The following is a 19,138-nucleotide window of genomic DNA, read 5'->3' as shown; positions in this document are numbered from 1 at the left end:
TTTTCTCAAAATGAGAATAATTTCTCTTTTAAAATCGCTAACTCCTCATTATCAAAGGAGCTACTTTGTATAAGCTGGTTATATTTACTGTAAAGCTCAATTAGCTTTATATCTCTTTCCACTTTTTGTTCTTCACTTAACATAATCAGCGAATTAAATTTCATATCAAGCCCAAAATACTTTGTAAGTTTTAAATTACAAGAGTTCTCAACTTGTTCTTGTACACCTTTGAGAAAATCGTAATAATTACTCCTATCCCCTTTACCATCATTTCCTAGCCCTTTAGCCTGCTCATTAATACTTCTGGTTAAGGGTTCTTTAGTATCTGCACCAATTTTTGCCTTAATTAATGCTAAAGCCTCCTTTTTAAGTAACTAAGGTCGTATTTAATAACCTCTAAACTAGCACTAGGGGTGGCCGTATAAAACATTCCCTCATTATTTAGATTGCTTTTTAGCCTAGCAAGCTCCTGTGATAATGAGTCATTAAGGGTTCTTAAATTAGAAATATCTTTACTATGATTGTTTGAATTTTGTTTTCTCAAAAAAGAAGATAAAAGGCCACTTCCCCTATCATTATTGCTCTGAGTAAGTGCACTTAAAGAAGTTGTTGCGCTAGACAGTGCGTCTTGTAGTTGTACTAAAGATTCATCTTTGTAAAACAAAAAATTGTGGTTTTCAATACGTCTTTCTATTTCTACGTATATCTTTTCAAATAAATAAATATCTAGCAAAAAGCTTTCGGTTTAGCACGGAACATATCTTTTTAAGATATAATCAAAGTTTTCATATATGATAAGTCGACTTTTATGTATTTTAACTGCATCTAAAGAATTGTTTTTATTATTGGATTTTACTTTATAGGTTATATGATCAAAATCAACTCCCAAATCTCTTACATATTCATAATCAAGGTATTCAAAACCAATAGGTAATTCTATATTAACGGGCTGTTCGAGATCTATTAGGGTATCTTTGGTTTTCACTAAAACATAGCCAATCCCATGAAAACGGTAGCTTATAATACAATTAAGCAGAGCATCTTTAAGTTGTACCTTTAACCTAGCAAGTTCAAATTCACTAACATTGCGGTCAGAACTCTCAAGAACAAGTCCGTTCTTGAGACAATCTTCTGCTACATTTTCTATATAATTTCTAAAAAATATTGAGTATTTATATAGTTCTAGTGAACTTATTTTATCTATTAGTTTTGTTTTTCTTAAATCACACACCGTTTTACTTCTCTTTATTAAATTAGATGTATGATAGCAAAAACTATTATTTTTGTCAATAAAATTTACAAAAATCTTTGATTGCCAAAGTGAACACTTCTCTCTCTATACCCTAAAGACAACATCAAATATGCTGCAGATATTGCATCAAGAGCATCATCATGGGTTTTGTTATCTCCTTTATACGAATAAATATCATTAAATACAGAAGAACTGCTGTACTTCGTAATGTACAGTTTCTTATAAATAAACGGCGTAATTAACGCTGTTATTCTGCTAAATTTATTAGACTTTGGCTTAACTGGAACAATTCTAAAATATTGACCCATATTATTTCTTAGCAAGATGTATTCGCGGGTCAATCCACCAGCACCTTTTGTATTGTCTCTATCTTCTAAATAAAATGTATGTACATTAAAATTTTCTAAAACGGTCTTAACCATATTCATAATATACGGGTCATTGGCTGGTCGTTGGTCTTGAAATACAAAAGCATAATACTTATCATCAACCCGCTCCATAACACATAATGCAGTGTTATCCCCGCCAACACTAAATGCTGGGTCTAAATATGCTATCGGGCTAGTAAATACATAATCATTAGTAATATTTATTTGTGTAAAAATTGAATCGGTGCTTGCTATCCACTCCCCTAGCAAAACTCTTGCTTTATATGATGGTATATCTTTATAGAGCTTTTCTTGTGTTTCGATAAATCCTTTACTAAGTAGAACATTATCATAAGTTGTAAAATTATATGTCTTAAAGGTCGCTATATTATCAATATAATCGGTTTTAAAATAGTGTTCTGGATGATCAGGATTAGTATCAAAAATAATAGTTTCTTGCCCGCATCTTAATCTTTTTAAGACTTCCTCTAAAGTTTGCTTGTGTAAAGTTGTAGCCTCATTAACAAAAATAAGTGCTGAATTACTTCCCCTAAATCTTTCAAAATCACTTGCCTTATCTCCACCATGTAGATTAATTCGCAGTGAATCAATCAGAATATATGAATTATTTGTATGTCTTGGAATATAAGGAATTTTAAGCAGTTTGCATAGCTTTTCAAATTGCCCCAAAACATTAACTTCAACTGAGCGTTGTGAATTCCCTATAATGAAATTATTCGTATCGCTAGAATATAGCTTTTTATTTTCAATTAAACTTTTTATAAAAAGATAACATGCAAGATACGTTTTGCCGCTAGCTATGCCGCCGCTGAGTATAATCTTTTTTTCATTATTCTTTTTAATGCTTTTTATCACATTTTTTTGTTTTAAAGTTAGCTGCTCTTCTTCAAACTTATCAAAATTAATTGAAGAATTTGTTAGCTTTACAAATTGTGATATATCAACTCCATATTTATTTTTGTATTCCTTTTGTAGTATTGTAAAAAGTTTTGTTTGATATAAGTTCACTTGTGCCCTTTGCTATTTTTGTAGTTGCTTTTGCTTTCAGCCTCATTAGCAGTTGTAAGTTTTTTCATACATTCATAGTAAAGCTCCATTTCTCTTGTTGAACACTCCTTTATATATTCATCAAGCTCGCTTTTTAAAGAATTAATTTCTCCATTAACAAATTGCTTGTTTTTTTTACTACTTGCTTTATTTAAAGCGTCAATTTCAGCTCTTAAATTTTCTATTTTAGTTCGCATACCAGTAAGTTCAACACTAGAATATTGCTTAAATGCACGTATAAATCCTAATTTTAAATTAGCACACTCTATATCTAATTCACTTATAACTTTCCTAGCGTTAACTTCTGATCTAAAGGTTTGCGATAAAAGGTGTTCTAAAGTATCTTCACTAATTGTTACTCTAGCGTCCTGGTTAACAATACTTTCTCCACTTTCCCACTTTTGTCTCATTCTCCACACATTTACTTTAGAAACTCCTAATTTTTTCGCTATTTCTCTATCATTTAACGATCCTTCTCTAAAATACACAACATAATCATCAAAAGGCCTTTTAACTTTTTTCAAAACAATTTCTCCTAAAATAACAAAATTAACAAATTGTTACTCTAAGTAGTAAAGCAATTTATTAATTGTTAACATTAACTGATAACTTCTTGATATTTAGCGGGGAATATTTGTTGGCCTTTATTGATTTAGTTCGCTGCTATTTCTATAATTTTTGATTTAGAAATAGTAGTTCATTAATTTATTGCATATTACTATAAAATAATTCTACTTTTTCGGAAAAATCTTTCATTTCATTCATAAGATTTTTACTTGTGAAAAGTCTTTTATCATAATAGTGTATACTCAAAAATAAAATATCTCTAAATTCTTCAATCGCATCTATTTGAAAGTCTAATTCTAATACTTTTTCTCTTATCCCATTAAGAATTTGATAAACAAAAATCAAAAATTCGATGGATTTATCTTCTCCTAATCTTTCTAAACATTTTTCTAGCATTCTTTCCTTGTAGCTAAAATCAACTTTAAAACTTTTAAATTTTTTTATTAGATTTTTTCTTTTCAAAGTGTCTTTAACAAATTCTTTTTCCGATTCTAAAAGAACACTTTTTCCGGTTTTTATTACGTATTTTTGCATTCTTTCAACAGCACTGTATATTTGTCTTTTTTGCTTTAGAGTTATTTGGCTAGTTAAATAGAGCTTGTTTATAAGTTTATCTATTTCTTTTTTTGTTTTCTTATATAAATTATCATCAAAATCTGAAATCTCATTTGTATACGTCATAGCTCTAGAGAGTATATAAATAAACAACATTTTTAGCAATAGTTTTTGCACTTTTTAAATGAAAGTTTTGATAGAAAACATTTCTATATTCATAACAATGAAATCTACAAAAAAATAACAGCCAGTGAACTTTTCTACTAGCTGTTATTTTGTGTACGTAAAATTTAGTTACATCTAAAAGCATCCAATATAATTACTGACTGTAACTGATGTATCCTTTAATTTCTTCAAATTTAGAATTGTCTTTAAGATATTCTTTAACCTTTTCTAATCCTGATTTTACTTTTTCTAAATCTTCTTTAATTTCGCTGACATCTACATTTTCTTTTAGAGGAGGCTCATTTTCATGGGCATAATATTTTTTATTATCTTTATTTAATTTGGTTCTTAACTCATCTCTAGTATCACTCAATTCTTTCAATAATTTTCCCAATCCTTCGCCTTCTTCATCTTCTAAATCTCCCCATGTTTTATATATAGCTTTTTTGTTGTCATCGGTAAAATAATCATATACAGGCCCCGTAATTTTATCTATAACTGCTTTCGGTTTTACACTTGTTTGACTTTCTATACCATCAATATTCCAACTTATCTCATCTATTTTATCCGCAAGTTTTTTAATTTTGTTTTTAGCTCTCCTTTCTTTTCTTTGTTCTTGTCGTTTTCGTTTCTTTTCTTCTTGCTGTTCTTGTTTTTTTCGTTTCTTTTCTTCTTGTCGTTGTTTTCTTTCTTGTGCTTTTTCCACTTCTTGTTTTTGTTTCTCTATTTCTTCTTTATCTTCATCTTCTTCAGTCTCTTTTTTAACTTCTAATTCTTTCTCTTCTAAATTAACAACTTTCTTATCCTCTTCCGCATTTTTTTCTTCTAAATTAACAGCTTGCTCATTTTCTTCTTCATCCTCTTTTGATTCTTCTCCTAAAAAGACAGCTTTATCATTTTCTTCTTCCCCGTTATTTACCTTTTCTTCTTCTTGTAATTTTTTTGCCAATTCATCTGCTATTGGACCATTTGAAGCAATTTTATCCTTTACTGGATCTAAAATCTTTTCTAAAAATCCTTGAACTTTCCCTTTTATATTTTGTTCTGCATTTTTACCAGTTGCATCTTTACCAGTTGCATCTTTACCAGTTGCATCTTTACCAGTTGCATCTTTACCAGTTGCATCAATCTTGCAAGAACTTATCAGCACAAATACAGCACAAATAATAAATATTTTCATTTTTTTATTCATAATCCACTCCATAAGCCTTAAGTTTACCACAACCCCAAACAATTACAATTTTTCAAAGATTTAAATATATAATTTTGTTACATTCAGCTATTACATATTAACAAAACGCAAATATAATTTTAATCAACTCCCTAAAATCTCTCCATTGCAAATGGCCTGCTCATTATAAAAGACTACAAAACACATACAACTTAAATTTCAAAGTCTTTGCTATATATCACTTAAAGTATAGTATCTTTCTTAAGTGCACCCCTTAAAAATTGCCTCTTCTGTTTATCACAGCTATCCTACAATCCAAATTTTGCATGCAATGAGAAGCCACACAATTTGACTAAATTTTTTTGTTTTTGGTAAAATATAAATTACATTTTTAATCAATTTTTATTACTTTTACTTAATTTAAAAGTAACACTTATAAGGAGGGGATTTTATGGACATGAATAATTATCTTAATTTAAATAATTTCAACATAGATTTTATGCTTAAATTATTACAAGATCATCAAAAACTAATAAATGAAAACAAAATTCTTAAAAATTCACTAAAAATTTCTTCTAAGCCTACTAAAAAAGCTTCAAAGCCAACTCCTAAATTTTATTTGACCCCAAAAATTGGCAAACTAATTGAAAAATGCATCAAAACTCTTAAACAAGCTGATCCAATATCTGGTTGGTTTTTACATTTACTCGCAATAAGTGGCTGCAGGGGCACCGAACTGCAAAAAGTAAAAATGCAAGATATTTCAACTTTTTTAAGCAAAAATGGAAAAACTTTATACAACATAAAAGTAAATGTGGCAAAAAAAAGAAATGTAACTTGTATTAGAGAAATTGTTATCAACTCAGAAGAGTTCGAGGCTATCCAAACAGCACACAAAAATCATTTTAATGAGAAAAATCTTGATACAAGACGTACTTATTTTTTTCAAAAATCCAAACATAAGTTTAAAGACAACCAAATTAGCATTATCCATATTTCTAATAAATTCAAAAATCTTCTCAAAAAGTCAGGGTTTCGTGTAAATAAATCTCTCCATCTATGTCGAAATTTATTTATTTCAAATTTGAAATCCAACGGCTACAATTCTTTTCAAATTAAAGAACTTATGAAATATTCTTCAACCAATGAAATTGATAATATCTACGGCCTATCTTCTGCTAATAAAATTCAAGCTTATGAATGTGCTAAAAAGTGCCTTAAACTTTAGTAAAACTATTTCAGTTTAAATATACGCTTTGAAGTTACTTTAAATATTTTTCCACGTGGCTTTAAGTCAAGTGAATCATATAATATTTCTTTATTTTTTGTTGCTATAAAGTGATATCCATTAACCTTATCGATTTTAACTTCACTTATTTCAAATTCATTGGCTGCACCTAAATAATTTAAAGATTCATATCTCACGCTACTTCTAATTCCGTAATAATTAAGTATCATACATAGATTTATAATAAAACAATTGCTCTTAATATATCCAAGTCCTATAAATCTATAATACGCTGCATTTATCTCATACGCACTAAATTCACGTTTCTTAAATAGACTTGTATAATAATGTAGACACAAAAAGTAACAACCCCATTTTTGTATCTCCAGTCTTAAAGTTCTATTGTCTTGTTTTATTTTATTAATAAGCATTAATTAATCCTCCTATATTAAATTTATTTTTTTAATTTTTTAGTGCACCCATTCACATGGGGACACTAACACTATTTGCAAATGCTATATTACTAGGGAAAAATACTGTACCACTTGTTGGTAGTAGTCCCTTTAATCTATCTGATATTGCCCTTTTCTTAGGGTCAAGAGTAAACACAAACTCTCCAAATTTATAATTTAACTGCTCAATTAGTGGATATGTATTCGTAATATTGTAAATTAGCATCTTCAACCTATCTTTAATGGGCTTTTCTTTTTTTTTATTTTCGTTTTGGATTCTATTTAATTCTTTTTGTAGACTATCAATCTCCATTAAATCATACGCAAGATTTTCAGCAGATTGATTATCCTTAATTTCAAGGTCTGCACAATCAACATATTCTATAAATTCTCTTACCCAATCAAACTCAACTTCAGAACTATAAAAATCACTCCTTTCTACTAAATCTTCAACAAGTTTTATAAACGTATCCTCGTTAAAATTATGTGCCATTAAGTATTCCTCTCTATAGTTACTATAAATATCTTTTTTCAAATTTATAATTTCTAATTCACATTTATTAACAAATTCAAACACTTTTGATATTAAGGCCTCATCTCTTTTAATCTTACAGTTAATTGGTGCAGCATCTATTAAAAAGAACAAATTACAATACTCAAGCCCAGTGCATGCTAGCTGCATTTGTGCTTGTATATAATATTTGAAAAAATATTTACTGCTTAAAAAATTGCCATTTTTATTGTACTCAGCAATAGCACTACTCATATAATTAGAGTCGCTACTTTTAATCTCTAATAGTTCTAAATCGCCATTATTATTGATAAACCAGCCATCAATTGTTGAGCCCACTAAAGTTTCTGAACTGCCCATTTTTTTGAAATAATTATACTTATCAACACCGTTGGCATATTTATTTTTATATAAAATATCAATATTATCACCGTATGCTTTAACAAACTCTCTAAATCCTAAATTCTCTAACTCTTTGCCCTTGAGCATATATAAATTCTCTTCAAAAGGTAGACTCATATTAAAATATTTAAGCACTCTGTTTATCATTAAATCTTTCAGCCCAGCACCTCCAACAAGAATATTGCCTACTTCACTAGCGCCGTATTTATCTAACTTGTTTCTTTGCACACTAAAATCAATATTGCGATTAAATCTAAAACATTCTTGACTACTTATTCCTGGTAATTTCTTACCTATCTTACTTAATTTACTTTTTTCTTTAATGGGAGAAGATTTTTCCTCAAATATTTCACAACCAGTAAAACTTTGTTGATTAATACTTATCATTTTGAGCTCTCCTTGAATATTTTCTTGTGGATTATTATTGTTTGAAAGATTTTCCATCTTTTTACTCCTTTTATAGTAAAAAATATAAGTATATAGCAAAAACTATTTTTGTCAGGCTTTTTTACAAAAAATTTTACAAAAAAATAGTTGGGTTTATTTAAATTCTCTTATCTAAGAACTTAGCTAAACCCAACTTGATTGGATTGTTTTGATAGCAATAAACTTTTTTAGCTATTTACATACATATATATATGTATAACAAAAACTATTTTTGACAACTTTTTACATAAATTATTTTAATAAAGTTAGGGTTTAATCAAATTTGCTTATTAAAATAATTTAAATAAGCTTTTCAATAATTGAATATATTCTAATTTAGAATTAAAATCAATTTGTATTTGTTAAAATAAAAGAACCTATTTAAATTCTCTTGTTAAAAAATTCAAATAAGTTCTAATTTATGAAAAAGCAAAAATTAAGTGTTAATTGATAATACTCTTTATCAATATTATAATGTACCATTTTAAAAAATCAAATTTTACAATACATTATTATTTGCCACCTTGTAAATATTTCATAAATAGGGCATTCAAAATTGGCCCTAGAATTGCTGCTGTTATTATCATAAAATGTACTAGTCTGTTACCCATGCTAAGTTTTTGATTTAAACTCTTTTCTACATTGTCTATTTTGATATTCAAGCCATCCATTTTTAGGTTTAAATTCTTTTCAACATTGTCTATTTTAGTGTTTAAATTCTTTTCTACAGTATCTATTTTAGAGTCTAAATTATCTATTTTTAGATTTAAATTCTTTTCTACATTGTCTATTTTAGTGTTTAAATTCTTTTCTACATTGTCTATTTTAGTGTTTAAATTCTTTTCTACAGTATCAATCTTAATGTCTAAATTAGATATATCCTTTTGTAAATTCTTTTCTACATTAATCAATTTTTCTTTTAAAAATTCAAAGTTGTAATTATCATTATGCAGAAAAACAAAATCTATTGCCTCTTCACTAAATCCTATCTTTAAAAACTCATTTTTTATACTTTCTATATTGTATGTTCTGTAAGTCAAACTATTCATAAAATCTCCATATTATCCTTTTAATTCTTTATATTCTTTCATAAGTTTTTTAATTATTTCTTTTCCATCACTAAATAATTTATCTAACATAAACCCTGTAAATTTAGCATTACTTTTATAAAAATCATAACTTTCTTGCTTTTTAAGTTGAAATCTTAAGGGTTTTATTGGATTTTGTTTTGATTTTTTTACTATTGGGGTTTCTTGACTCTCTATTTTATCAAGAGAATTGTAAATACCATTTTCAATTATATAATCTTCATTAAGAATTCCTGCTTGTAATGCTTTTGCTAATTTTAGATATATATAAACTTGCGTTCTTGCCAATTGATAGTCTTTTATAAAAGCATCAAAACTTTTATAACCATCAAGTTTATAGTATTCATTATCTTTGATTTCTTTTAAAATTCTAATACTTTCGACCTTATAAAAAATTTTCTTTTTTATATTAGTCTTTAATCTATTTTTTAAATCATTGTAATGAGCAAATATCTCCTCTTTGGTAATTAATTTTTTTTCACCGTCAGGATCTGTTGCCCTTGATATAACTCTCTCATTTAATTCTATTTCCATAATAAACCTCTTTTATTTGAAATCCATACGGATCCGTATGGATTTATTTAACATATTCATCATATACAATTAAAAATCTTGATAATACCCCTTTATATTCATTAATATAATCTTTGGTCATATCAAACTCTTCATTTTTAGCAATTTTTTTATTTAAATCTTCTCGTTCATGGATAAATCCCAAAAATCCTGTCTTAGATTCAACGTGTTGTAACAATTGCTTATGAGTATTGTTTTTCTTAAATCGTGTTATAACCAAAAATATTGGAATTTTTATTTTTAAATTGTTCATATGAAATTCCAATAATTCTAAACTTTCAACCGCCCATTTTTCCGCAGTCATTGGAACTATTATGCAATTACTAGTCATTAAAGCATTTGACAGAGTGTAATCTAAACTAGGATTAGTATCTATTATTACATAATGATACCTCCGCTTTAAAAATTCTAAATTATTTTGCAACCTTAACTCTTTTAATGGTATGGATTCGCTTAAAAATTTATTTAAAGTTAAATAACTGGGGATTAAGTCTAAATTTTCTTTAATCTTTACAATTGAATCATTAATATCTATTTTTTCTTTTAACACTCTATATACATTAATTTTCACAATATCAATATTTTGATTTAAAATTTCTTTATAAAAATAACTTGTAGTGGATGCTTGTGTATCCATATCAATTAAAAGAACTTTATGCTCTTTTGCAAGCAATGTTGCCATTATAATAGCACTTGTACTTTTCCCAACACCGCCCTTAATTGACGCTATTGTGATTATTTTAGGTTTTTTATTATCCATTTTATTAACGGTCCTTGTTCCGGGTATTTTTTCCCATAAAATTTATATACTTGTTGTTCTAAATCCGTAAACATACTAAATAAAACTTTGTTGTAATGATTATTTGTTCTTTTTTTATCTAATAATCGATATAGCCCTTTAAAATAGCAAAAAACACTTCCGGCTTTAAATCTAAATTCCATATAATATGCCCTTGCTAATGCATATGCTTTTCTAGCCCCGTTTATTTGATACTTTATTAATGGCTTTTTTATTGGTTTTCTGTAGCCATAAAAAATACCAATAAACTTATCTCCTTCTTTAATTGGGTACAAATGAGTTTCTTCAACAATTCTTTCCCCATTAAATAAGGCCCTCAATGATAATCTAAATTCGTGTTTTTTCTCATAAACTCCAAATTTATAAATATCCATCATTATTTTTGTATGATACATTGCTTTACCATTTTCTTTTTCAATTAAAATAAAGCGTTCTTTATTTTGGCATTCAACTTTACATTTACCTTTTTCTACAGTTTCAATAGGTTCTAGTGCATTTTCCATGTTAAATCCTTATACGGCCTTTATGCTAAATTCTTCTGTGGTTAAAGAATTTTTTTCATTTTTTATTATTTCTAATAATTCAAGATAATATATACCAAATACTTTATTGTATTCTATTTTCTTTTGGTTATTCAAATATTCTTTTACAATAGTCTTTAGAATTTCAATATTTGTTTCTTTTTTTAGTTGTTCAATAAGGATATTGAAAATGTTTGCCTTTAAATTTTGATAATTTTGTTGAGAATTTTCTTTTTTTCTTTCAATCGACTTTTCTAATTTACGCTTTATATTGTTTAAATCGCTATATTTATGATTTTCAATAATAAAATGGGGCTTATATTTGTAATTTTCGTATACTTTTTGTAAATTTATTTCTAATTGTTTGGGATTGTACCCGTTTTCTTCTAATTTTTTCCTAGTGTTGTATAGAATTTCTTTTAATTTTTTTTGTTTTTCTTTCATGCAAGATTTTTTTATATTGAATTTTTTTATTAGGGCAATTTCATTTTGTTTTAAGATATTTATTGCCTCAATCTTAGTATCTTTATCAATATTTAAATACAAAATAGAAAGAGCTTCTTCCGTTTTAAAGTTACAATTATTGAAATAATTTCTTAGTTGATATTTTTCTATTTCTTTAATCTTTCTTTCTTCTTTTATATTATTTTTATTACTTAAACACCCCACTGAATTTACACTACTATTTTTGGAAACATTGTCTTTAAAATGTTTATTAACTCTAGATTTAAATCTAGAGTTTTTTTGCTCTTTAAAGTACTTGTTGATTTTCTGGTAACACTCTTTTTTAGGATACTTTAGCTTATAGTAAATTTCAGTTCCACAATTTACACCCATGTGTTGGTAGTAATTAGTTGTAACTTTTAATACTTTTTCTAATTTGTAAAGATAATTTTGCATTGTTCTTAGTGTAGTGGGAGCTAGACCATTCCTTTTTAGATTTTCGTTAAAGCAGTAGAGTATGTTTTGTTGCGTGTATTTCTTATCTTTTTTGTTTAGGTAATCTAGCGTTGAAGTAAGAGATATTAATTTGTGTTGGTGTTTGTTGTGACAAGTTGGAATTTTTGTGATATTTGGAAAATCTTTCATATTTTCTCTCCTGTTTTTTCAATAAATAATTAATAATATGATGCACAATTTTGATTTAAAAGTAAATACTTTTCTAAAAAAATATTAAATTTTAATTATTAATTTTGTTAAATTAATATAGAAATTTTTAATTCAGTGAAAATATAAATTGATTTTAATTCTAAATTGGGCTACAATACAAACAGCGTAGTTATTTGAACATTTTTCAGTTTTAACTACCTGTTTTTTCAATTTACAAAAAAATTTTTAGCACGGGCTTAACTAATTTCTTTAGTAGATAATAGAGAATTTAGCTAAGCCCTATTTTTTTGTAAAAATTTTTGTAAAAAAGTTGGCAAAAATAGTTTTTGCTATATACTTATATTTATTGAAAAAACAGGAGGAAAAAGATGGAAAATCTTTCAAACAATAATAATCAAGAAATACAAAATAATATTCAAGCAGAAATAGACTTTTTAAATGATATGGATACTTTAAGAATGAACTTGCCACTTATTGACAAAAGTCTTAAAGGATACGGATATAAGTATCAAGATTTCAATGTCATAGTAGAAGTAATTCAAAATGTTATAAAAAATCACAATTTAAAGCTTGGTTTTTGGCAATTTCCAACTTTTGTGTATGGTAAAAATGGTGAAGTTCCTGTTGTTAGGACTACATTTTACAGTAAAAGTACTGGATACAAAGAGTCGCTTGATACATTAATTCATACAGATAAATTACAATGGAACGGTGAAAATGGGTCTAAAAATTTGAATACAATGCCACAACTTGTTGGTGCAGCTATTACTTATTTTAAAAGGTATGCTTTAGTTGCGTATCTTGACATAAAAAGTGAATTTGATACTGATGCAGCACCTATTTACAATAATCACGAAAACGAAAATTCTATGTCTAACAAGCAAGTTAGTGTTAATCAAAAACAAGAACAAAAAAAGGACATAAATCAAGAAAAAAATCAACTGAACACCTTTAATAAAAACTTAAAATCTGGCAAGGCTTATTGCTATGAAATTTTTAGAGACGCACTGTTTAATATAAAAAATTGGGTAAATGAAGGTGAAGAAAAAAATAATATAAATGCTCTTATTCGGGCATTATGTACTGATAATGATGATGCTTTAGAAGATCTTTTTGAAAAGAATGCTGAGCTTAAGAGTATAGAATATTGGGTAAATTTTTTAAAAAAATATTTCAATAAAACTAATAGATTTGATGATCTAAATAAGCTTAAAGTATTTATGTCTGATAATCGGGATGTTTATAAAACAAAAGTATTAAAATTCTTTTGTATGTTGAAAAAAGAAAGACAATTTAATTATATATTTGCAGCATAGCAATATTAAAGCCCCCTATTTGGGGGCTGCTATAGGTATAATAATTAAGGTTTTTATTTTTGATTGAGAAATGTTTTTAGTTTTGCCAATTAGCTGTAAGACCAGCATAATGATTATCTTCTTTTAAAAGTTCATCTTTAAGGTACTGATAAATTTCTTCATTAGAATTTCTATTAGACATATCATTAGCGACGCCTCTAAAATATTGCTCTATTAAGTTGTCACCATCCCCATATTTATTATTTTTATTACAATCTTGTGGAGTGTTTTTTTTACAATCAATAGCTCCTTTAATATAAGTATCAAAAGTTTCATTTTGTGCTTTTGATTTTAAGAAGTTGTAAACCTTGGTAAAAGCACCAGCTAATTCTTTTTGTTTTTGAATATCTTCAGAAAGCCAATCAAAGAAGTCATTACATTTACTTTTGTTTCCATTCATGCACCCTTGTATTTCATTGTTTAATTTTTCAATTGTGTATTTAAACACATTGATTAATGAAGTAAACATTTTTTCTTCGTCGGATGTTAAAGTGATTTTTTCTTGTTGTGGCAGTTCTTCTTGGCTTAAATCACGTTTTTTCCTGCTTTTTGTTTGTTGGGCATTGTTTTTTAAAGTGTCATTATCATTGGAATTACAGCTATTTAGTAGTAGCAAAGATATACAAAATAATATGTTGATGATTTTCATTGTTACTCCTTTTTTTATTATTAATATTCACTTAATCAATTATTAATACTAAATATGGGATAAACAATTATTATTTGAATTGATATGTTTTAAGTGAGGTAGTAGCTATTTAGAAATGAAAGCAAATATTAGCCCGGCTATCATTGTGATAGACATTGCTCCCATGATTCCTAATACCCATTTAAGCATTTCTGTAAGAGACATTAAATTCTTTTCTACATTATCTATTTTAGCATCTAAATTAGATATGTCTTTTTGTAAATTCTTTTCTACATTGTCTATTTTAGTATTAAGTTCGCTTTTAACAGTATCAATCTTAACATTTAAATTCTTCTCTACAGTATCAATCTTAGTATCTAAATTAGATATATCCTTTTGTAAATTCTTTTCTACAGTATCTATCTTAGTATCTAAACTATCTATTTTTAGATTTAAATTCTTTTCCACACTATCTATTTTGGCATTTAAATTCTTCTCTACACCATCTATTTTGGCATTTAAATTCTTCTCTACACCATCTATTTTGGCATTTAAATTCTTCTCTACAGTATCAATCTTAACGTCTAAATTGGATATATCTTTTTGTAAATTCTTTTCTACGCTATCAATCTTAAAAATAAGATTATCAAATTTTATATCAAATTGTTTTTCTAAATTTTCTAAATCTCTATATGTTAGCTCATTGTGATAATATCTTTTAGATAAATCTTGTGCTATTAGTTGTTCCATACCCAGTCTAATAAATTCTTTATATATTTGTTCTTGAGTTACACTTGCAATATTTGTTGACACTGTTTCCATAAAATTTTCCCTTATGGTCATATTATATACTATTTTAGATTAATTGGCTTTAGAGATTTTTATATGTAAAATAGAATTTCTTGCAAGAAAAACCTTTTTGTAATTTACATTTTTAACTGGGAATATTTATTATAGACTTTTTCCGCTATTGGTTTTGTTTTTTTAATGTACTCTAAATATATGTTAATATTATGTCTTACCGCAGTTATGGAGTGTTCGTCTTTTAGTGTTGATAAGTCTGGATAAGGATATTCTGGATAATTTGGATCATTAACTTTAACTTTTGTTTTAGCTAAAAATGTTACTAGGTACATAACATACTCTGAAAGTTGTGTTTCATATTTAGCTAAAGATTTTAGTGTTGGAATAATTGGCGGTTTTGGCTCTTCTGGTAGGTTGGCAATAGTGGTGCAACATAGTAGCAAAGCAATTAGTAGACAATGCAATCTTTTAAGCATTTTCACCTCTTTTAAGTATTTTGATATATTCTTTCATGATTTTGTTACGTGTTGCTTTAAGTGAAGTGATAATTCTTTTGCTTTTATCAGTAGAGATAGCCTCTATTATCTCAATGTTGTATTTTAAAATGTCTTGTATTTCTTCAAATATTTTAGTTGACTCAGCTGTTTCCATAGATTTTAGTGTGCTTATATATGTTTTGTAGAAAAAATCTATTACTTTACTAAAAGTATTAATGTAATTATGATCTATGTTTGTATCAGTTTTAGCTATGTTAGTTAAGCTGGATAGTAAATTAAGTCCTAAACCAATAGTGTTATTTTGCATTATTTGTTCTTTCCTTATAGATAGGTTTTCCTTCCTGATTGAATTTCAGATCATTAGATATTTTGAGATTTTTTTCATCAGAATTAACTAAGTCAATGCATTGATTGATTTTTTCATTTAATGGAGCTAGTGCTTTATTTATTGCTGGGGTTAATGCACTCTCAAGTCTTTCCATATTTGCTGTATAGATTAATTTATAATGAGAATACAGCTCATAAACCAAAAAGAATCCTTTATGTGCAATTTCATCAAATTCATCTTCAAATTTAGAAAATATATCAATAAGGGTTGATAAAGACGTAAGTCCAAGCTCAACATTATCTTTGGATAATTTCATAAGTTAATCTCTTTTTTTAATGTGATTTTTGCCATTACCATTACCATTCTTAAAAATCTTGCCTATTACAATAGTCAATATGTCTTTTAGTAAAGGCTTGAGAAGAATTAATACTCCTAAAACCAACACTGTTACAAAAATCATTACGGCTATAAGTTTAATTTCGTTTAAATTGATAAGAAGTTCTGTTAATTTAATAGTATCCATTTTTTAATCCTTTATTTTAATTTTTTATTTGTATATACATTATATATCAAAATCGTAATTTTTGCTAAAAAAGCTTACAGTTTTAAAAGATCTGGGACTGAATCTCCATACATGTAGGCTCTTTTTTGGATATACCATCCGTTATAAATGGGAGTTCTGGTGAATAGTCCGCGAGGGCCCGTAATTTCATAAACCCAATTGTATGTAATTTCATCAGAATACATAAGTTTTAATGATTTTTTCTGCATCCTATTATCATTGATTTTTACTTGAATCTCAATATCAAGATAAATGGGATCATTATCGTAATTTTTGTAAAAAATAAGAGTTACATCATCATTGTCTTCCATATTAATAGATATCGCTTTATTCTCATAGTCAGAAGGATAAAGTGTAGTACTTCTAGTTATGCTGCCATAAGTAAAATTTGATGGTACTCCAAGTATATGTTTAGGAACGGGTGTTTTTTGAATAGTATCTGATGAAGGCATTATCAAAAGATCATCACTTTTAGATAAAGTGGCTGATGATATGCTATCTGTAAGGCGCGATTTGATTTTACTAAAAAGGTTAGAAATATTAGTAGAATCGTTGTTAATTAATTTGTCCGTTATTTTAGCATAAATTTTTTCTACAAAATCTTTATCAGCTGCAAGTTCTTCGGCAATTGTAGACTTAATTATCTGCTTAAAATAGTCTAATCCTTCTCCTTTAAATATTTTGTCTTTAGAAGCATCTAAAAAGTTTTTAAAGGTGATAGCATTACTGCTTGCAGCTCCATTATCAAGCAGTAAAAGATCAGTATCGTTAACGGTCGTAACCTTATTTAAATCTTTTATTTGAACCGTTTCTTCTTCATCAATTAGTAATTTTTCTTGATCATCAGCCATAAAACCTCCTTAGTTGTTAAAAGTTATAATATTGTTACCATCTGTATTATTAATTTTGAGAACTCTACCAATAGGAATAATTCCCTTTATAAAAGCATAAATTGAATGATCATAGCCTTTAGGAAGTGAGTTAAATACCAAAGCTTTTTTAGATGCAGCGTATCCCGGCTTCTTTTCTCTAAGAATTATCTTTTTTAGTCGTTTTCCTTTCTTAGTGCTAGGCGAAATAAATGTAGTAAAGTTTGTTTTTATTACCCCTTTTAAAGAGATATCAATAACCCCAGCTTCAGGAGTAGTAACTTCAATGTCCACATTTAAAAAGGTCTTGAAAATCAGTCTAAATGACTCGTCAGTGCCAATATGACGTAAAGCAAAAATAACACTATTAATATTGCTTGTAATACTTTGTAAAGTTTGAGTTTTTGCATAAAAGATAGATAAAACTTGAGATATCCATATTGCAATATATCTTGATTTTATATTTTCTATTACATTAATGGATATGAAGTTGGAATTAAGGGACTTAAGTTCATTAAGCAATGCTTGTGCATATTCTGTTTCTGTACGTATAAATTTATGAATTTCGGTGTTTTTGAAAAGATTGGGTATTTTCATATTTGTTAACTATCCAATATCAATAAGCAATCTATCTGTCATATTGAAAAGTAGCATTGTGTCATCATTAATGGCAATATCTTGATTTTTTTTAAAATCGCTATCACCAATTTTTGTAATACTCTCAGTGTCTGTATCTTTAATACAAGCACTTATTTCCATAAACTTAATTCCTTTAACTTCATTAACTGGAGCAAAAAAGTCTTGATATTCAAAGCTGATTCCCATATCAGAATAGTTATTTGAAATAATCCTAGAATATATATCCCTAATTTGAGAGTCAATATTTAAGTAGAGGTAGTTTTTAAGGTCAAGTTTATACTTTACTTTCATATAAACATATTTTCTTTTCCCTAGCGATATTTTATAGGATTTCCGTTGTCCAGTTGAATTGAGGCCATCAATTTCGATGTCTCCCTCAAGTAAAGTCCCACTAGGAGTTGTTAGATATAATGTCTCCCAAAGTTTTGCTTTAAATTTAGGACTATTAATATTAGATTTACTATCGTCTAGTAAAGTTTCCTTTAAAATTAGATATATGTTGGCTTTACCAGCTGCACTTTTAATATTAGTATGCTCAACCCCATCAAGATTAAGTAAAGCAGTGCGAACCGCGCTGTAAGTTGTGCTTTTAGAAGAAATGTGTTCTTCAATAGCAGCCCAATAAGTGCCACCCGGTTTCATTTTAGAAAAAAAGAGATTAAGCTTATTAATTATTTCTTCTTCAATTAATGCTAAAGAAGACGCAATAATGTTATAAATTGAGCTTTGGTTATCATCAATATTAATCCCATAATTTACACGCAAATATTCTCTTTTCGATCTTACAATATCCTTAATTGTACGTTTTAAAATGCCAAAATCAGAATCAAAAACTATACTCATAAATTAAACTCCATATTCAAAACATCGCCTGAGAAAAAAAAGGATATGTGTGCTTTGTTGTCTTGTATAGTAGTTGAAATATTTATTAAATCTAAGTTAAGTTCTTTAGATATTTCGTGAAAATAATTTTTTACAGCGTGAAGATTGTTAATTTTTAACAGTTTTAAAAGCAAGAAATAGTCCAGTCCCCAATGAGGAGCATAGCTTAAACTACCCCTTAAGGTGTTTAAAAATATCAAAAATCTTTGTTTTTGTTCATCAATTCCATCAACAAGTGATAAATCGTTATTAAATACCAATTCGAAATTATTGCCTAATCTTAAATCCATACTAGTAATTATACCATATTTAGCAAAA

Annotated in this window: 23 protein-coding genes and 1 pseudogene; 2 read left to right on the top strand and 22 right to left on the bottom strand. The window is 27.3% G+C overall.

The window, feature by feature from the left end:
- Nucleotides 1-5: 5 nt before the first annotated feature.
- The 5 genes and pseudogenes from BB_RS07645 to erpX all read right to left on the bottom strand — a co-directional run bounded on the left by BB_RS07645 (nt 6) and on the right by erpX (nt 5,167).
- A pseudogene (locus BB_RS07645) lies at nt 6-1,231 on the bottom strand (phage portal protein).
- A gap of 65 nt (nt 1,232-1,296) precedes the next feature.
- Complete coding sequence (locus BB_RS07640; protein WP_010883926.1) at nt 1,297-2,649, bottom strand: PBSX family phage terminase large subunit; 1,353 nt, start codon at nt 2,647-2,649, stop codon at nt 1,297-1,299.
- Nucleotides 2,646-3,212 (bottom strand): DUF603 domain-containing protein, encoded by a 567-nt coding sequence (locus BB_RS07635; protein ID WP_010883937.1) that lies wholly within the window; start codon nt 3,210-3,212, stop codon nt 2,646-2,648. The genes BB_RS07640 and BB_RS07635 overlap by 4 nt, the downstream gene beginning before the upstream one ends.
- A 181-nt stretch (nt 3,213-3,393) precedes the next feature.
- Nucleotides 3,394-3,936 (bottom strand): DUF643 domain-containing protein, encoded by a 543-nt coding sequence (locus BB_RS07630; protein ID WP_010883936.1) that lies wholly within the window; start codon nt 3,934-3,936, stop codon nt 3,394-3,396.
- Nucleotides 3,937-4,129: 193 nt separating this feature from the next.
- Nucleotides 4,130-5,167 carry a laminin-binding protein ErpX gene (gene erpX, locus BB_RS07625; protein WP_010883925.1) on the bottom strand — a complete coding sequence of 346 codons (1,038 nt, stop codon included), beginning with the start codon at nt 5,165-5,167 and terminating at the stop codon, nt 4,130-4,132.
- 430 nt (nt 5,168-5,597) lie between these two features.
- On the opposite strand from erpX, the gene BB_RS07620 reads away from it, so the two are divergent.
- Nucleotides 5,598-6,374, top strand: a complete 777-nt coding sequence (locus BB_RS07620) for a tyrosine-type recombinase/integrase (protein ID WP_010883924.1) — start codon at nt 5,598-5,600, stop codon at nt 6,372-6,374.
- Between the two features lie 5 nt (nt 6,375-6,379).
- Here the strand turns inward: BB_RS07620 and BB_RS07615 are convergent, their stop codons facing one another.
- The 7 genes from BB_RS07615 to BB_RS07585 form a co-directional block, all read right to left on the bottom strand.
- Nucleotides 6,380-6,805, bottom strand: coding sequence for a DUF261 domain-containing protein (locus BB_RS07615; protein ID WP_010883923.1), 426 nt, complete (start codon nt 6,803-6,805; stop codon nt 6,380-6,382).
- A 52-nt stretch (nt 6,806-6,857) separates the two neighbouring features.
- On the bottom strand, nt 6,858-8,183 hold the full coding sequence (locus BB_RS07610; RefSeq protein ID WP_010883922.1) for a DUF244 domain-containing protein: 1,326 nt from the start codon (nt 8,181-8,183) through the stop codon (nt 6,858-6,860).
- Between the two features lie 494 nt (nt 8,184-8,677).
- On the bottom strand, nt 8,678-9,214 hold the full coding sequence (bdr, locus tag BB_RS07605) for a Bdr family repetitive protein (protein ID WP_010883921.1): 537 nt from the start codon (nt 9,212-9,214) through the stop codon (nt 8,678-8,680).
- A 12-nt stretch (nt 9,215-9,226) separates the two neighbouring features.
- Nucleotides 9,227-9,787: a chromosome replication/partitioning protein gene (locus BB_RS07600; RefSeq protein ID WP_012644094.1), complete on the bottom strand. Its 561-nt coding sequence runs from the start codon at nt 9,785-9,787 to the stop codon at nt 9,227-9,229.
- Nucleotides 9,788-9,830: 43 nt separating this feature from the next.
- Nucleotides 9,831-10,586 carry a ParA family protein gene (locus BB_RS07595; RefSeq protein WP_010883920.1) on the bottom strand — a complete coding sequence of 252 codons (756 nt, stop codon included), beginning with the start codon at nt 10,584-10,586 and terminating at the stop codon, nt 9,831-9,833.
- Nucleotides 10,562-11,128, bottom strand: a complete 567-nt coding sequence (locus tag BB_RS07590) for a DUF226 domain-containing protein (protein ID WP_010256381.1) — start codon at nt 11,126-11,128, stop codon at nt 10,562-10,564. Before BB_RS07590 ends, BB_RS07595 begins: the two co-directional genes overlap by 25 nt.
- Nucleotides 11,129-11,137: 9 nt before the next feature.
- Nucleotides 11,138-12,235, bottom strand: a complete 1,098-nt coding sequence (locus tag BB_RS07585; RefSeq protein ID WP_010883919.1) for a plasmid maintenance protein — start codon at nt 12,233-12,235, stop codon at nt 11,138-11,140.
- A 389-nt stretch (nt 12,236-12,624) separates the two neighbouring features.
- Here BB_RS07585 and BB_RS07580 point away from each other — a divergent pair, with 389 nt between their 5' ends.
- The gene (locus BB_RS07580) at nt 12,625-13,572 is read left to right on the top strand and encodes an ERF family protein (protein ID WP_010883918.1); all 948 of its coding nucleotides are present in this window, start codon (nt 12,625-12,627) and stop codon (nt 13,570-13,572) included.
- A gap of 76 nt (nt 13,573-13,648) precedes the next feature.
- On the opposite strand, the gene BB_RS07575 is transcribed toward BB_RS07580, so the two are convergent.
- The 10 genes from BB_RS07575 to BB_RS07530 all read right to left on the bottom strand — a co-directional run bounded on the left by BB_RS07575 (nt 13,649) and on the right by BB_RS07530 (nt 19,110).
- The gene (locus BB_RS07575) at nt 13,649-14,260 is read right to left on the bottom strand and encodes an Mlp family lipoprotein (protein WP_010883917.1); all 612 of its coding nucleotides are present in this window, start codon (nt 14,258-14,260) and stop codon (nt 13,649-13,651) included.
- A 105-nt stretch (nt 14,261-14,365) separates the two neighbouring features.
- A complete protein-coding gene (gene bdr / locus BB_RS07570; protein WP_010883916.1) occupies nt 14,366-15,061 on the bottom strand; it encodes a Bdr family repetitive protein in 696 nt (231 codons plus the stop codon).
- Between the two features lie 104 nt (nt 15,062-15,165).
- Nucleotides 15,166-15,519 carry a BBA14 family lipoprotein gene (locus BB_RS07565; protein WP_002658490.1) on the bottom strand — a complete coding sequence of 118 codons (354 nt, stop codon included), beginning with the start codon at nt 15,517-15,519 and terminating at the stop codon, nt 15,166-15,168.
- The gene (locus tag BB_RS07560) at nt 15,512-15,847 is read right to left on the bottom strand and encodes a BlyB family putative holin accessory protein (protein WP_002658486.1); all 336 of its coding nucleotides are present in this window, start codon (nt 15,845-15,847) and stop codon (nt 15,512-15,514) included. Before BB_RS07560 ends, BB_RS07565 begins: the two co-directional genes overlap by 8 nt.
- Entirely contained in the window at nt 15,837-16,184 is a 348-nt protein-coding gene (locus BB_RS07555; protein ID WP_010883728.1) for a BlyB family putative holin accessory protein, read from the bottom strand. Before BB_RS07555 ends, BB_RS07560 begins: the two co-directional genes overlap by 11 nt.
- Before the next feature lie 3 nt (nt 16,185-16,187).
- Complete coding sequence (blyA, locus tag BB_RS07550; protein WP_002658481.1) at nt 16,188-16,391, bottom strand: holin BlyA; 204 nt, start codon at nt 16,389-16,391, stop codon at nt 16,188-16,190.
- Between the two features lie 74 nt (nt 16,392-16,465).
- The gene (locus BB_RS07545; protein WP_010883915.1) at nt 16,466-17,281 is read right to left on the bottom strand and encodes a DUF685 domain-containing protein; all 816 of its coding nucleotides are present in this window, start codon (nt 17,279-17,281) and stop codon (nt 16,466-16,468) included.
- A 9-nt stretch (nt 17,282-17,290) separates the two neighbouring features.
- The gene (locus BB_RS07540) at nt 17,291-17,896 is read right to left on the bottom strand and encodes a DUF735 family protein (RefSeq protein ID WP_010883914.1); all 606 of its coding nucleotides are present in this window, start codon (nt 17,894-17,896) and stop codon (nt 17,291-17,293) included.
- 9 nt (nt 17,897-17,905) lie between these two features.
- Nucleotides 17,906-18,781 (bottom strand): DUF276 domain-containing protein, encoded by an 876-nt coding sequence (locus BB_RS07535; RefSeq protein ID WP_010883913.1) that lies wholly within the window; start codon nt 18,779-18,781, stop codon nt 17,906-17,908.
- Nucleotides 18,778-19,110 carry a DUF2634 domain-containing protein gene (locus BB_RS07530; protein WP_010883912.1) on the bottom strand — a complete coding sequence of 111 codons (333 nt, stop codon included), beginning with the start codon at nt 19,108-19,110 and terminating at the stop codon, nt 18,778-18,780. The genes BB_RS07535 and BB_RS07530 overlap by 4 nt, the downstream gene beginning before the upstream one ends.
- Between the last annotated feature and the right edge of the window lie 28 nt (nt 19,111-19,138).

The organism is Borreliella burgdorferi B31 (assembly GCF_000008685.2).
Lineage (GTDB): Bacteria > Spirochaetota > Spirochaetia > Borreliales > Borreliaceae > Borreliella > Borreliella burgdorferi.
This window is presented reverse-complemented; position numbering and strand designations above follow the sequence as displayed.

Coding starts and splice junctions, on each gene's coding strand:
- BB_RS07630 (WP_010883936.1), bottom strand. CDS start 3,936: ATGACGTATACAAATGAGATTTCAGATTTTGATGATAATTTATATAAG.
- erpX (WP_010883925.1), bottom strand. CDS start 5,167: ATGAATAAAAAAATGAAAATATTTATTATTTGTGCTGTATTTGTGCTG.
- BB_RS07620 (WP_010883924.1), top strand. CDS start 5,598: ATGGACATGAATAATTATCTTAATTTAAATAATTTCAACATAGATTTT.
- BB_RS07615 (WP_010883923.1), bottom strand. CDS start 6,805: ATGCTTATTAATAAAATAAAACAAGACAATAGAACTTTAAGACTGGAG.
- BB_RS07610 (WP_010883922.1), bottom strand. CDS start 8,183: ATGGAAAATCTTTCAAACAATAATAATCCACAAGAAAATATTCAAGGA.
- bdr (WP_010883921.1), bottom strand. CDS start 9,214: ATGAATAGTTTGACTTACAGAACATACAATATAGAAAGTATAAAAAAT.
- BB_RS07600 (WP_012644094.1), bottom strand. CDS start 9,787: ATGGAAATAGAATTAAATGAGAGAGTTATATCAAGGGCAACAGATCCT.
- BB_RS07595 (WP_010883920.1), bottom strand. CDS start 10,586: ATGGATAATAAAAAACCTAAAATAATCACAATAGCGTCAATTAAGGGC.
- BB_RS07590 (WP_010256381.1), bottom strand. CDS start 11,128: ATGGAAAATGCACTAGAACCTATTGAAACTGTAGAAAAAGGTAAATGT.
- BB_RS07585 (WP_010883919.1), bottom strand. CDS start 12,235: ATGAAAGATTTTCCAAATATCACAAAAATTCCAACTTGTCACAACAAA.
- BB_RS07580 (WP_010883918.1), top strand. CDS start 12,625: ATGGAAAATCTTTCAAACAATAATAATCAAGAAATACAAAATAATATT.
- BB_RS07575 (WP_010883917.1), bottom strand. CDS start 14,260: ATGAAAATCATCAACATATTATTTTGTATATCTTTGCTACTACTAAAT.
- bdr (WP_010883916.1), bottom strand. CDS start 15,061: ATGGAAACAGTGTCAACAAATATTGCAAGTGTAACTCAAGAACAAATA.
- BB_RS07565 (WP_002658490.1), bottom strand. CDS start 15,519: ATGCTTAAAAGATTGCATTGTCTACTAATTGCTTTGCTACTATGTTGC.
- BB_RS07560 (WP_002658486.1), bottom strand. CDS start 15,847: ATGCAAAATAACACTATTGGTTTAGGACTTAATTTACTATCCAGCTTA.
- BB_RS07555 (WP_010883728.1), bottom strand. CDS start 16,184: ATGAAATTATCCAAAGATAATGTTGAGCTTGGACTTACGTCTTTATCA.
- blyA (WP_002658481.1), bottom strand. CDS start 16,391: ATGGATACTATTAAATTAACAGAACTTCTTATCAATTTAAACGAAATT.
- BB_RS07545 (WP_010883915.1), bottom strand. CDS start 17,281: ATGGCTGATGATCAAGAAAAATTACTAATTGATGAAGAAGAAACGGTT.
- BB_RS07540 (WP_010883914.1), bottom strand. CDS start 17,896: ATGAAAATACCCAATCTTTTCAAAAACACCGAAATTCATAAATTTATA.
- BB_RS07535 (WP_010883913.1), bottom strand. CDS start 18,781: ATGAGTATAGTTTTTGATTCTGATTTTGGCATTTTAAAACGTACAATT.
- BB_RS07530 (WP_010883912.1), bottom strand. CDS start 19,110: ATGGATTTAAGATTAGGCAATAATTTCGAATTGGTATTTAATAACGAT.